The organism is Microbulbifer sp. VAAF005 (assembly GCF_030012985.1).
Classification (GTDB): domain Bacteria; phylum Pseudomonadota; class Gammaproteobacteria; order Pseudomonadales; family Cellvibrionaceae; genus Microbulbifer.
On the sequence record NZ_CP120233.1, the window covers coordinates 1,346,576 to 1,358,440 of the forward strand.

Sequence of the window (11,865 nt, forward strand, 5' to 3'; positions counted from 1 at the left end):
GCTTATTCAATATCCCCGTTACTCAGTGGATAAAGAATGGCATCCCGGTAGCCGGTAACCACTCGAATAAAACCACTCCACCGTTTATCAAGCTTGGGGTTACCGCTATCGATTAATAGCGGGCGCCCATGCAATTCCGTAATTTTTGTCTTAGTCGCAACCACGATTAAATTATCTCGCCCAACGCGCCGCAGTACATTGGCTGACAATTGTTGGTTACCCCGGCCAATTAAATGACCCTGGCCACCAATGGCGGTGAGAATGATTTTTACCGGCCCGCTGTGATCGGCAATAGCCTGTTCAATTTGCGGCGCACTGACATCCAACTGCAACAACTGGCCATCCAGTAACAAATCCACCCCCAACAGTGTTCCCTCACAGCCCAACTCGCTGAGGATTGCCAATGTAGTAGAGCCTGGGCCAACGACATACAGGGTTTGCGGGTCCAGGTCTTCGGTAATCTCTGCGGCGATATCCGCAACTGCCAGCTCTTCCACTTCGCGGCCGGCATTTTTTACCGCCTGTAAAAACTGACCTTCCTGGGGCACCAGCAATTCGCCGTAGTAACGCGTAGTTACCCGCCCACTGCGGAATGACTGCTCATCAATATCCCGCACTTCACGCTCAGCGAGGTCCACCAGCTGCCCCGCCATCAGACGGCGCAAAACCTCGCCACCCGCTTTAGGGGAAATCGCAAAACAGGCGGAATGCATTTTCACTCCGGCAGGAATACCCAGTACCGGGAAATTATCTCCCAGGGCATTGACGATATTTCTCGCAGTGCCGTCACCGCCAATAAAAACAATGAGGTCTGCACCATTGTTGCGGATTGTGGCTGCTGCACGCTCTGTATCTTCCGGTGAGGATGGCGAGCACTCGGCCACTCCCACTTCACAGACAGAAAAACCGAGTTTACGCGCTGTACTGGCCCCCATATCGCCGGCAAAGCACAGGATTTCCAGCTCATCCTTATAGGGTTTTAACTCCTCAAGGGCCAGCGCCGCACGCTGATTTGCCTGGGGTTCGATACCTGCATCCAGCGCGCGTTGCACCGTTTCGGCACCATCGCTCCCCTTGAGACCCGCCGGGCCACCAATGCCAGCCCAGGGGTTAATAATTAAACCAAGCTTTTTTACTTGTTTACTTAACTGCACGCCAACCCCAACACTTCCAGTTGCCGCTTCTCTTCGTCACCCAAAATCTGGGCTGAAGTTCTGTAGTGACTGAACTCCAGGCGCTCGGGGTACTCTTTACGCAGCAAATCAAAAGCCTTCTCCATCGGCACATCACCTGCTGCAGCCGCGCGCAGGCGGCGATCGTCCGCGCGGGGGTTGTACATCTGCAACAGTAATTCTTCTGCTGAGTCTCCCGTGATCTCTTTAGAGGTAACAGCCGGCTGATATTCCGCAGCCATAGGTGCAATACCCAATTCCCGGCACAAGGCCTCGCGAATCATACGGGTGCCGGCCAGCTTCCCATCCAGGCTGTAACCGGCAATATGCGGTGTCCCCAGATCAACATGCTGCAATAATTCAGTATCGATATCCGGTTCGTTCTCCCATACGTCCAGTACGGAAGTAAAACGCTTGCCCCGCTGGATTTCCGCCAGCAGCGCCCGGTTGTCTACCACCCCACCCCGGCCGGCGCTAATCAGTACGCTGCCATCGCGAAGCTGGCGCAACTGCTCTGCTCCAATCATATGGAAACTGGGGTAGGTGCCGCCCTTAACCAGCGGTGCGTGAAGGCAAACAATATCCTGGCTCAGCACCTTTGCCAGCTCACTCGCATCCGGGTTTTCCGGTAGCCAGGGATCGTAAACTGCGCAGGAAACCCCGAGGGCATGCAAGCGCTGTTGCAATAATCCGCCCACATTGCCGCAGCCCACTATGCCGAAGCTGCGCCCATGCCAGTCAATTTCCAGTGCGGCCAGGGTGCAGAAAACATACTCCACCACGGAGTTGGCATTGCAGCCAGGCGCGGCGCTCCAGAAGATCTCATTGCGTTCCAACCACTGGGTATCCAGGTGATCAGTGCCTATGGTGCAGCTGCCAACAAAGCGCACCCGGGTCCCCTCCAGCAGGCTTTGATCAACCTGGGTGACCGAGCGCACCAACAAAATATCCGCATCAATCAATTGTTCTCGGCTCAAGGTGCGGCCGTGGTAGCGCTCCAGCGTTCCCAGATCACCGAAATACGCCTCCAACGCAGGAATATTCTCATCGGCGACAATTTTTAATCCCGCACTCTGTGCAGCGCTATCCGTCATGTAAGTTCTCCATCAACACCCGCTAAGGTGCGTTCAATCTTCTTGCTCAGGCCACCGATACCAAATTCCTCCGCCAGGGCTCGGGCCAGATAGACATCCACCGGCTGTGGGCACAAGTCTGCCAGCTTTATATCCAGGGGAACCCGCTCCTCAAGACTGGTCAGGCGCTTGGCGAGGTGCAGCTGCTCTTCGTATTCCTCTATCCGGGCCACCAATCCCTTGGCTCCGCGAATGGGCATTGCGGCAAGGGTATCGAGCTGCTCCAGCAACATTTCTATTGTGTCGAATATCTCTAACAGGCGTGCCGCTGTCTTTGGGCCAACGCCGGGTATCCCGGGAATATCATCGCTAGTGTCTCCCACCAGGGCCAGATAGTCGGGAATCTGCTCCGGGCGCACACCGAACTTTTCCCGTACACCTTCGCCATCCAGGTGCCGGTCGTTGGCAAAATCCCATAGGGATACAGCGCCCCGAGCCAGCAGCTGCCCCAGATCCTTGTCCCGGCTCACGACCACTGGGTTATGCCGGTGCAGCTTCCGGGTTAACGTGGCCAGTATGTCATCGGCCTCGTAGCGCTCACTGGAAAAGCTGGCAATACCCAGTACCTCAGCCATTTCCCGGCACGCCGCCAGCTGGAAAGCCAGGGCTTCATCGGGCAGTGCGCGACTGCACTTATAGTCCGGGTAAATCTCATTGCGAAAACAGCTTCCCAATGATTCGTCGAAGGCGCAGGCAATATAGCTCGGTTGTCGCGCCAACATATCCAGCAGGAAGTTAGTAAAGCCGTAAACGGCTTCAGTGGAGTAGCCACTGCTACTCTCCCAATTGGGCGGCAGCGCAAAGTAGTAGCGAAAAATATATACCGATGCGTCTATGAGATAACTATTCAAGAGAGATCCGCCAATTGGTAGCTGCCCCGGTCAAAAGGATTGGGACAACCGAATTCCTTCATCAGGGCTTCGGCGAATGCACGGGCCCGAGGGTTGGGCCGGGTATCACAATAGTCCAGAACTTGCTGCCAGATGGCCTTTTTAAACGAGTCGCTGGCGCCTAATTCATTCTCCAGATTGTCGGCGCTCACGCGGAACTTGAGTCCGCAAGCCCGTGCAAAGATCCATTCAAGGGCCTGTGGCTTGACCTCTACCTGCTCGAACTCAGCCTGCTGGTCGGCACTGCGACCATCCGGTGCATACCAGTAACCGTAATCCGGCAACTGCCGCCGGGCCTCTCCGGCGACACACCAGTGCGCCACTTCATGCAAAGCGCTGGCGGCATAGTCCAGGGTGAACTCTACCTGGTGGTAGGTTTGACCTTCCCCCTGGGTCGGTAATAGGGCTCGCAAAAGCCCCCGCGAAGTCGGGTATTGAGCCCATTTGGGTCTGAAAAACAGTGATCGAAGACTCTGACGATACGATCAGCCATTGGCAGTTTCGTAGGAACAGAAGCCATTTCTGCGGTTGCAACAGGCAAGGCGTTCTCCGGGATACCTCAAAGGCGGGGACTATATCAACGCCTGCGCCCCGATCAAAGCGCAGGCGCTTGCGGGGCGCAAAAGGCGCTGGTTGTATTTCGGCAAATCAACATATACCTTTAGGAACAGGGATGCCGCAGAGGGCGTGTCCTTCTAGCGTCTCCCCGAGGAGGGAATTAAAGCAATCAAACACCCTCCTGCCCCAGTCTTCCTTCAGAGGTAGGGCATTTCGCTGTCGCACCTTCATCTGACGTGGAGACGGTATACAACCGGCCCTGCAAGGAGGTGTTCCATGACAGACCACAGTATCAACAATGTGGTTGACCTCTTCACCGGCGAGCCCATCGAAACTTCTGCGGACAGGCGCTTTATTCGCCTATCGCCGGAGCTAGACGGCTTGGAAATGCTCTACTCCAACAACTCCAGCGGCACAGATCTATATAGCCTGAAAGTTTTATGCTGGGGTCTCAAAGCAAATGGCGAGGTCGTAGGCCTCGTTCCCTGGTTAAACACTATAGTGGCCTGTCCCGACATCAAGGACCCTCTCGACGGACGCTTTGAGGGCTACTATGACCCCGGCATTGAGGAAATCTTCCATCAGCCCCCCATTCACAAGATCGTCGAGCTGGAGACTGCGGCGGAATACTTTGAATACGAGAGCAATAAAGCTGAGGAAGTACTCCAGGAGATCCCCGACACCATCGGCACCCACGCTGTGTTTATGGATGAACAGCGCGAGAACCTGACACTGATTGAGGTCGTCAGCTGGAGGTTGCACGCCGACGGGGAGATTCACGGCATGCTAATAGACCACGATATTGTTGAAACCACTCCGGTTTTACCGGGGGATCACTGCCTGTACCCCGCGCAGGAGAGCGAGGGATTCCGGTACTTTTTCCAACACCATATCGCTAACAAAATTAAATCCGAGGACCCCGAAGCCCTGGCCGCTATCGCTGCCCTGGTGACAGCTCCCTAGGGACTGTTGGGTCTTAATATTCAGGAGTGTGCCAGCCCCCGCCAATGGCATGGGGGCTGGAGCAACCGCGACCCGCTATTCCGCTTTTTTAATCCAGTAGACAAATTCGTCATTTTCCTCTGCGTGCTGTACCAGCTCATATCCAAGAAATTGGCAGAACTTGGGCACATCCCGCTGAGTGGAGGGGTCGGTAGCAACCATTTTCAACACTTCACCATCGGCGACATTGCGCACCGCTGAATGCAGCATCATGACGGGTTCCGGGCACAGGAGGCCACGGGCATCTAAGGTGTGATCTGACTTCATAAGTATTATTGTGCGCAATTTTACCGCCGTCGTCATCTCCAGAGGCATGAGGGCCGCGCGGTAATTCCCCTGCGCCCGCACTAAAATCCTCATAGGGCTTACGCAATTCGGGCTGACAATGATCTATGTGTTGATAGAACGGGAAATTGCGGCAGAAATGCAGGGCAGCTATGAAGAGGCTGCCCGCAAAATCCTCAGTTGCGCCTACCGCACCGTAGGCTTTATCGAGGGGCAGACCTATATCGAGAAGGGCAACCCCTTGCGGCGCTTTACACTCTCCAAATGGCAATCTGAGCTCCATTGGCAACACTGGTATACCAGCCAGGAGCGCCGCGCACAGATGAATCTACTCAACCCACTGATGGTGCGGGAAGAGCGCATTACTGTCCTGGAGATCGCAGCATAAACTGGGCAGCCAATTCTACTGCGGATTGCCAATGCTGAAGCTGGTTAAAACCGCTGGCGCGACGGGGTTTAAAGTCGTGATCGCCATCTTCCAGCCACTCGACCTCTATGGTGTTCGCCAAACCGTAGCCTTCTACCTCAGCCCGGCTGCCTAATGGGTCGCGATCTCCCTGTATCACCAAGGTCTGGCAGCGAATATCTACCAAGTGCTCGGTACGCAGCTTTTCCGGCTTGCCCTGGGGGTGAAACGGATATCCCAGGCATACGGCACCGGCAATCGCCTTCTGCCCCCAGTATTCATCCGCCAATAGACTCGCCACGCGCCCGCCCATGGACTTACCACCGATAAACAGGGGTAATTCGGGGCCTAACTGGACGATTTGCTCGCGGAAAGACTCTTGCAGCTGGGGCATGGTATTGGGTGGCCGCTTACTTCCCCCGGTGCGCCGCTGCGCCATATAGGGAAACTCAAAACGGACTACTTCCACACCCTGCTCACACAACCCCTGCGCCAGGAACTGCATAAACTCACTGTCCATCGGTGCCCCGGCGCCATGGGCAAATAGAAAGCGCGCACGGGGCTCACTCGGGCTATCGATTAACCATTCAGACATCGGGGGCAGGTCCTCGGCCAGGACCAGGTTTACAGTTTCTTCACCGGGCTCAAACCAGATCACCACTTGGCCGGATTGCAGCTGGCGACGCAGGCTGGCAACTTTGTCCACCAGTTCCACTTCACGCTCACCGTATTCGGTGCCCTCGCGAGTGGCGTACTCTTCCAGCAGACTTTGCAGGGTATCGGCATCTAGTTGTTCGAAGGGAATAATCATACAGCGACTAATTCAGGTAGGCTGGGAGCAGCCATAGCCACCCCCAGAATATTGTAAAACGATCAGGACTTGGGTTTGCGGAAGCGCAGGGTCATACGATCGCTCTCGCCGATAGCGAGATACTTTTCACGGTCCTCTTCACCCAAGCGCATTACCGGTGGTAAGGTCCATACGCCTTTGGGGTGGTCAGCAGTGTCTTTGGGGTTCGCATTTACCTCGCTGGCCTCTTCGAACTCAAAGCCCGCTTTTTTAGCCAGGTCGATAACATACTCCTGGGTGACATAACCACTTTTCACCATATCTTCCAGGCTGGTACCTGGCTTGGCACGGTGCTCAACGATCCCCAGAACACCACCGGGCTTCAGCGCGGCAAAAAAGCTGGCAAAAGCTTCATCGGCATAATCACGATACATCCAGTTGTGCACGTTGCGGAAAGTTACTACGGCATCGGCACTGCCTGCCGGAGCAATCTCGCGACCGGTTTGCGGGGCAAACTCAGTCACAATTACTTTCTTGTAAGCCTTATCGTTAGCAGCCAGCTTTGCTTTGAAGTTCTTCAGGGAGCGCTTGAAGTAGTCGGACTCACTATTCTCAGGGAAGTGCGCCGCGTATAGGGTCCCCTTCTTGCTCAGGTAGGGCCCGAGAATTTCGGTATACCAACCGCCGCCCGGGGTAATTTCCACTACCGTCATATCCGGCTCGATCCCCATAAACTCCAGGGTCTCCGCTGGGTTGCGGTACTGATCGCGGGCGACATAATCCTTGTTGCGATGATCCCCCTTAATGGCAGCAGAGAAATCTGCGGCCTGGGCTGTGCCCGCCAAAGCCAGGGCACCGGCCAGGGCCACCAGGGATTTCTTAAAATTGCTCGTCATAGTTTTTCCTGTGTTGTTATCGTTGGTCCAACTTCATTTGCACACTGTCGATCTTATCCTGCATAGATTGCTCGCGGTCAATACGAGTTCCCAATTTCAGACTGGAACTGATTCGGTCGGCGCCCATTTGATGCACTCGCTCGTGGCACTCTTTAACTGCCGCCATCACCTTATCCCAGTCCCCCTCGATATTGGTACCGTATGCGTGCAGGCGATAGGAAAGCCCCGCCTCTTCCAGCACCCGTTCACACTCAGCAACGTATTTACTGACGGAAACACCAACGCCGATAGGGATCACACATAAGTCCGCAATCACGTTCATCAACAGTCCCTCGTTAAAGTACTTGGATATTGGTTTCAAAATAACGCTTTTGAGATTGGCCGATAGAGTTATTCGACGAGATCCTATTACAATGTCAGCTCAACGTCTCTCGTGAAGCAAAGGAACCCTATATGCAACAGCATCTCGTTATCTCCATGATCTCTGATGACAAGCCCGGTGTCGTGGAAAAGCTTTCAGCAGTTATCGCAGATAACGGCGGCAACTGGGAAGACAGCCATATGGCCCACTTCGCTGGGAAGTTTGCCGGAATCCTGCGGGTGGCGGTGCCCGCAGATAAAAGCGAGACACTTAAAGAGGCGTTATCAGCCCTGGCAAACGCAGGCTACAACCTGGTCATTGAAGATGCCATTGCAGTATCCGCCAAACCCCAGCAAACGCTGACGCTGAAACTGGTTGGCAACGACCGTCCCGGCATAGTCCGCGAGATCTCGCGCGCACTTACCGCTCACCATATCAATATGGAGCATCTGGAAACCACTTACGGCAGCACCCCCTGGAGCGGTGAGCCCCTGTTTAATGCCGAGTGCACTATCAGTGTGGCCGAAGACATAGATCTCGACGGCCTGCGTGACGATCTGGACCAGATTGCCAATGAACTCGGGGTCGAGATCGATTGCGAGGAGATCGCCACCCCCATCTAATTGTGGAATAATCCGCAGCCGTACAGGGCCGGGCACTGCTGTCCGGTCTAGCTAGAAGTCTCTCCAGCGCAAACGCCACCTCATGTTCAAGATTGTTCTATACCAACCTGAAATAGCGCCAAATACCGGCAATATTATTCGACTTTGTGCCAATACCGGGGCAGAGCTGCACCTTATCGAGCCCTTAGGTTTCGATATGGATGACAAACGCCTGCGTCGCGCCGGCCTCGACTACAGCGAGTACAGTCGTGTGGTGCGCCACAAGGACTGGCAGTCCTTTATCGATAGCGAGCAACCCGCCAGGGTGCTGGCGCTCTCCACCAAGGGGAGCAAAAGCCATACCGCGATCGAATTCCAGGCGGATGACGCCATTGTGTTTGGCCCGGAGACCCGGGGGCTACCCGCAGAGTTCCTGCAAGCAGTAGGGGCCGAAAACACGTTGCGTATCCCCATGCGTGCCGAGAGCCGCAGTATCAACCTGTCCAATGCCGCCGCCATTGTTATCTACGAGGCCTGGCGGCAATTGGATTTTAGTGGCGCCGTGTCCCAGCAGTAAGAAGTTCACCTGTTATGCAAAGTTCCCAAGCCCCAATCGGACTCTTTTACGGTTCCAGCACTTGCTATACCGAAATGGCTGCGGATAAGATCCGCCAGTGTATCGGTCCTCAATGGATTGATATCCACAATATCGCAGAGGCGGATATTGGCCTCGCCGAAGACTACGACTTCCTTTTGTTCGGCATTCCCACCTGGGACTACGGCGAACTGCAAGAGGACTGGGAAAATATCTGGGACGACTTGGCCGCGCTGGACCTGCACGAGAAAAAGGTCGCGCTGTTTGGTCTGGGCGATCAGGAAGGCTACCCCCAGTGGTTCCAGGACGCTTTGGGCTATTTGCATTCACAGCTCCTCGCCTGCGGTGCCCGTGCAGTGGGCTATTGGTCCGCAGAAGGTTACGAGTTTGAAGAGTCTAAGGGGCTAACCGCCGATGGCAGCCAGTTTGTCGGGCTGGCCCTGGATGAGGAGAACGAATTCGATCTGAGCGAGGAGCGTATCCAGCGCTGGTGCGCCCAGGTAATGCGCGAGTTTGGCTTGCAGGATGAGGGCTGACGGAAGTCTTATTGTGAGCGAACCGGACAAGAAGCACGCAGAAATTGAATGGCGTGAAGACGGCCAACCGCTGTCTCGCGCCTACGACGACATCTATTTTTCCAGCGCCTCCGGCCTGGAGGAAACCCGCTACGTTTTCCTCCAGCAAAATGCCCTGGCTGAACGCTGGCAACAGCTCGCTGAGAACGGCACCTTTACCATTGCCGAGACAGGCTTCGGCACCGGCCTGAACTTTCTCGCCGCCGCAGAGCTTTGGCATAAAACGGCCCCGAAAAGTGCTCGCCTGCACTTTATCTCAGTAGAGAAGTTCCCGCTGCGCCCCAACGACCTGCGCCGGGCACTGGATCTCTGGCCACAACTGGCCCCGTTCGCCCAGCCTTTGATTGATAGCTACCCTCCCCTGCTGGCCGCCGGCATTCACCGGCTGCACTTTGGCCCAATCAGCCTGACCCTGATTATCGGGGAGGCAAGTAAGGCCCTGAACAGCTTGCGCCTGCAAAGGGACAGCGATCACCAGGTAGACGCTTGGTTCCTGGACGGTTTTGCCCCAGCCAAGAACCCGGATATGTGGGCACCGGAGTTGTTTAACAACATGGCCGCTCTGAGCAGTACCAGCGCCACTTTCGCCACCTTTACCTGTGCCGGGCTGGTTAAGCGCGGACTCCGCGATGCCGGTTTTTCCCTGCGCAAGGTTCCCGGCTTCGGGCGCAAAAGAGAGATGCTGTGTGGCACTCTGGAGAGCCCACAAGTGAGCGAAACCAGAGAAACTCCGTGGCACCTGCCTCACCAGGAAAGCAAGCCTCCTAAAACCGTCGCTATTGTCGGCGCGGGAATAGCCAGTGCCACTATTGCCCGGGCACTGGCAGAGCGCGGCATCGATGTTCAGGTATTTGAACAGGGTGAGGAACCCGGCTCTGGCGGCTCTGGGAATGACCAGGGAATTCTATACGCCAAGTTATCTCCCAAGCCCGGCCCCAACGGAGACTTCAATCTCCACGCTTTGATGTTTGCCCAGCGCTACTATCGCAGCCGCTGCTCTAAAGTGAGCCACTTCAGCGGTCTGCTTCAATTGGCGCAAACTGAGCGGGAACAGCAATTACAGAGTCAGGTTGCCGCCACACTGGCGGAGAGCGATGGGCAGCTATTGGCTGAACCTGTCGATGCTCGAGCGGCCAGCTCCCTGGCCGGCGTCGACCTACCCGTGGGTGGACTGCACTTTCCTCACGCCGGGTGGATTGAACCGCGCAAAGTCTGCGCCACTTTATTGCAGCATCCAAATATCACCCTGCACAGCAACAGCTTGGTAAAAGAATTAGAGCGAGAAGAGAGCGGTTGGTCAGTAAAAACAGACCGCAGTGACTTTCAATTTGATGCGGTAGTTCTGTGCGGTGCCAATGACATTCGCCAATTTGCCCCTGCGGCGGCCCTCCCCCTGAAGCCAATTCGCGGGCAGGTATCCAGAGCTATCGCCACTGAAAATTCTTCGCAGTTACAAATGGCTCTGTGCGGTGAGGGTTATATCACTCCTGCCTACCAAGGGCGTCAGAGCTTTGGGGCCACTTTTAAGCTTAAGGAGACCGCTACTGACCTCCGGGTTAGCGAGCACAGCGAGAATCTACAAACCCTGGCAGAGCTACTGCCGCAAATAGCAGATGAGTTCTCACAACAGTCTCTCTCTGGCCGAGCGGCTTTGCGCGCAGCGACCCCCGACTACCTACCCTTAGCCGGCCCCCTACCCATCTGGGACTCTATCAACGCTACCTTTGTCGCACTGCGCAAGAACCGCAAGCAGTACGTCCCCGAGCGGGCTGACTACCAGCAAGGTCTCTATGTAATGGGTGGCCTGGGTTCCCGTGGCTTTACCTACGCACCACTAACAGCCGAGGTACTGACTGCCTGGATGCTCAACGAGCCCCTTCCGGTCAGCGCAACCCTGGCCAAAGCACTGCACCCGGCTCGCTTTGCCATTCGCGATCTGGGGAGAAACCGGGATATCAAGTAGAGGGGACTCCAGTCTCCTTCTTCTCTGAAGACAGCAAGTTGGCACTACCGGAACCACAGGAGACGATCGTCTTCATCGCCGCCTCAACACTCACGCCGGGCAGTATTTCTACGCACTCTGCCGGTACGTGAAACACAAATCCGGAAGTGGGTACCGGCGCTGTGGGCACATAGACAGTCATATCCCCATTGGGATGCTGAGAAGTAACAATTGCGGTGACTGTGAGTGGATTATTAATGCCGTGAATACGGACCTTGGCTACCGGCCCCGCCAGAACACCTTCACCACCGCCGCCAATAAACTGGATCACCACATCTTTGATGGTGCTATAACCCGGTGCCAGGCGCCCCAACCAGTGATCCACATGGCGGTGCAACCAGCTGCCAATACTGGTTTTCACCAACAAACCAATCGCGAAACAACCACCAAGGATCAGGGCTATCACCACAAGCCTGGCAAGGGTATCCTTAAACTCTGTATGCGCCTCAAGCCACACCACAGCGGGGGCTACAAGATCACTAACTTGACCGAACAGCCACTGAAACAGCAGGGCAAAGATAGCTATAGGCAGCACTACTGCAAGTCCACCCAGCAGCGTCAAAGTGATAAAAGTTTTAATTCTGGTCATAGGCTATTA

15 protein-coding genes are annotated in these 11,865 nt (G+C 55.4%); 6 read left to right on the forward strand and 9 right to left on the reverse strand.

Going from position 1 to position 11,865, the window contains the following annotated elements; all coding sequences use genetic code 11:
* Positions 1–2 precede the first annotated feature (2 nt).
* The 4 genes from P0078_RS05990 to P0078_RS06005 are packed head-to-tail and all read right to left on the reverse strand — an operon-like array spanning position 3 to position 3,608.
* Positions 3–1,154 carry an ATP-NAD kinase family protein gene (locus P0078_RS05990; protein ID WP_282933550.1) on the reverse strand — a complete coding sequence of 384 codons (1,152 nt, stop codon included), beginning with the start codon at positions 1,152–1,154 and terminating at the stop codon, positions 3–5.
* Positions 1,145–2,266 carry a 4-phosphoerythronate dehydrogenase gene (locus P0078_RS05995; RefSeq protein WP_282933551.1) on the reverse strand — a complete coding sequence of 374 codons (1,122 nt, stop codon included), beginning with the start codon at positions 2,264–2,266 and terminating at the stop codon, positions 1,145–1,147. The genes P0078_RS05990 and P0078_RS05995 overlap by 10 nt, the downstream gene beginning before the upstream one ends.
* Positions 2,263–3,156 carry a 5'-3' exonuclease gene (locus P0078_RS06000; RefSeq protein WP_282933552.1) on the reverse strand — a complete coding sequence of 298 codons (894 nt, stop codon included), beginning with the start codon at positions 3,154–3,156 and terminating at the stop codon, positions 2,263–2,265. Before P0078_RS06000 ends, P0078_RS05995 begins: the two co-directional genes overlap by 4 nt.
* Positions 3,153–3,608, reverse strand: coding sequence for an elongation factor P hydroxylase (locus P0078_RS06005; RefSeq protein WP_282933553.1), 456 nt, complete (start codon positions 3,606–3,608; stop codon positions 3,153–3,155). Before P0078_RS06005 ends, P0078_RS06000 begins: the two co-directional genes overlap by 4 nt.
* 421 nt (positions 3,609–4,029) lie before the next feature.
* Here P0078_RS06005 and P0078_RS06010 point away from each other — a divergent pair, with 421 nt between their 5' ends.
* Positions 4,030–4,716, forward strand: a complete 687-nt coding sequence (locus P0078_RS06010; RefSeq protein ID WP_108732560.1) for a hypothetical protein — start codon at positions 4,030–4,032, stop codon at positions 4,714–4,716.
* A 75-nt stretch (positions 4,717–4,791) separates the two neighbouring features.
* Here the strand turns inward: P0078_RS06010 and tusA are convergent, their stop codons facing one another.
* The gene (gene tusA, locus P0078_RS06015; protein WP_282933554.1) at positions 4,792–5,022 is read right to left on the reverse strand and encodes a sulfurtransferase TusA; all 231 of its coding nucleotides are present in this window, start codon (positions 5,020–5,022) and stop codon (positions 4,792–4,794) included.
* 118 nt (positions 5,023–5,140) lie between these two features.
* On the opposite strand from tusA, the gene P0078_RS06020 reads away from it, so the two are divergent.
* Positions 5,141–5,428, forward strand: a complete 288-nt coding sequence (locus P0078_RS06020; RefSeq protein ID WP_282933555.1) for an antibiotic biosynthesis monooxygenase family protein — start codon at positions 5,141–5,143, stop codon at positions 5,426–5,428.
* On the opposite strand, the gene P0078_RS06025 is transcribed toward P0078_RS06020, so the two are convergent.
* The 3 genes from P0078_RS06025 to P0078_RS06035 form a co-directional block, all read right to left on the reverse strand.
* Positions 5,403–6,257, reverse strand: a complete 855-nt coding sequence (locus P0078_RS06025) for a YheU family protein (RefSeq protein WP_282933556.1) — start codon at positions 6,255–6,257, stop codon at positions 5,403–5,405. The genes P0078_RS06020 and P0078_RS06025 overlap by 26 nt on opposite strands.
* 62 nt (positions 6,258–6,319) lie before the next feature.
* Positions 6,320–7,132, reverse strand: a complete 813-nt coding sequence (locus tag P0078_RS06030) for a class I SAM-dependent methyltransferase (protein ID WP_282933557.1) — start codon at positions 7,130–7,132, stop codon at positions 6,320–6,322.
* 16 nt (positions 7,133–7,148) lie between these two features.
* Positions 7,149–7,454, reverse strand: coding sequence for an MTH1187 family thiamine-binding protein (locus P0078_RS06035; protein WP_282933558.1), 306 nt, complete (start codon positions 7,452–7,454; stop codon positions 7,149–7,151).
* Positions 7,455–7,585: 131 nt separating this feature from the next.
* On the opposite strand from P0078_RS06035, the gene P0078_RS06040 reads away from it, so the two are divergent.
* The 4 genes from P0078_RS06040 to mnmC all read left to right on the forward strand — a co-directional run bounded on the left by P0078_RS06040 (position 7,586) and on the right by mnmC (position 11,228).
* Positions 7,586–8,116: a glycine cleavage system transcriptional repressor gene (locus tag P0078_RS06040; protein ID WP_282933559.1), complete on the forward strand. Its 531-nt coding sequence runs from the start codon at positions 7,586–7,588 to the stop codon at positions 8,114–8,116.
* Positions 8,117–8,198: 82 nt separating this feature from the next.
* Positions 8,199–8,672 (forward strand): tRNA (uridine(34)/cytosine(34)/5-carboxymethylaminomethyluridine(34)-2'-O)-methyltransferase TrmL, encoded by a 474-nt coding sequence (trmL, locus tag P0078_RS06045; protein ID WP_282933560.1) that lies wholly within the window; start codon positions 8,199–8,201, stop codon positions 8,670–8,672.
* Between the two features lie 14 nt (positions 8,673–8,686).
* Entirely contained in the window at positions 8,687–9,226 is a 540-nt protein-coding gene (gene fldB, locus P0078_RS06050) for a flavodoxin FldB (RefSeq protein ID WP_282933561.1), read from the forward strand.
* A 13-nt stretch (positions 9,227–9,239) separates the two neighbouring features.
* A complete protein-coding gene (gene mnmC, locus P0078_RS06055) occupies positions 9,240–11,228 on the forward strand; it encodes a bifunctional tRNA (5-methylaminomethyl-2-thiouridine)(34)-methyltransferase MnmC2/FAD-dependent 5-carboxymethylaminomethyl-2-thiouridine(34) oxidoreductase MnmC1 (protein ID WP_282933562.1) in 1,989 nt (662 codons plus the stop codon).
* Here mnmC and P0078_RS06060 read toward each other — a convergent pair.
* Positions 11,221–11,856 (reverse strand): DUF502 domain-containing protein, encoded by a 636-nt coding sequence (locus tag P0078_RS06060; protein WP_282933563.1) that lies wholly within the window; start codon positions 11,854–11,856, stop codon positions 11,221–11,223. The two genes, mnmC and P0078_RS06060, sit on opposite strands and share 8 nt — an antisense overlap.
* Positions 11,857–11,865: the final 9 nt, after the last annotated feature.